Origin of the sequence: Acinetobacter sichuanensis (genome assembly GCF_003024515.2) — a bacterium.
GTDB classification, from domain to species: domain Bacteria; phylum Pseudomonadota; class Gammaproteobacteria; order Pseudomonadales; family Moraxellaceae; genus Acinetobacter; species Acinetobacter sichuanensis.
Genome location: NZ_PYIX02000207.1, coordinates 1 through 641, shown reverse-complemented (window position 1 = coordinate 641; position 641 = coordinate 1). Strand labels below are relative to the sequence as shown.

Sequence of the window (641 nt, the reverse complement as noted above, 5' to 3'; positions counted from 1 at the left end):
AGATGGGCTGCATCTACTCATGGACTCTACAGGCATGAAGTTTCTAGGTGAGGGCGAATGGAAACGCAAGAAACATGGACCTGAATATCGTCGCCAATGGCGTAAACTACATATTGGTATAGATGCCAAAACCCTGCAAATACGAGCAGTTCAGCTTACAACCAATAATGTCAGTGATTCACAGGTGCTTGGTGATTTACTTGATCAGATTCCACAAGATGAGCGGATTGACTCTGTTTATACCGATGGAGCTTATGACACCAAGCAATGCCGTCAGGTCATTGCAGATCGGCAAGCGCATGCGGTGATTCCACCTAGAAAAAATGCGAAACCATGGAAAGATACAAAGAGTAGCTCGCTAGAACGAAATGAATTACTTCGAACAGTTAAACGTTTAGGCAGGACACTATGGAAAAAATGGTCAGGCTATCATCGGCGAAGTTTGGTAGAAACCAAGATGCATTGCATTAAATTATTGGGCGATAAACTGAGTGCAAGGAGCTTTCAAAGCCAAGTCAATGAGATTCATACACGTGTGGCAGTCCTCAATAAATTCACTGAATTAGGTCGACCATTTACCCAAGTTACGCCTTAAATTTGGCTCAATTAGGGGCGCTTTGCATTTCAAATCTTTGTGCAAC

Annotated in this window: 1 protein-coding gene; it reads left to right on the top strand. The window is 43.1% G+C overall.

Going from position 1 to position 641, the window contains the following annotated elements; translation table 11 throughout:
* Nucleotides 1–595, top strand: a 595-nt coding sequence (locus tag C9E89_RS23055; protein ID WP_107010351.1) for an IS5 family transposase, incomplete at its 5' end; no start/stop codon positions are given.
* Between the last annotated feature and the right edge of the window lie 46 nt (nt 596–641).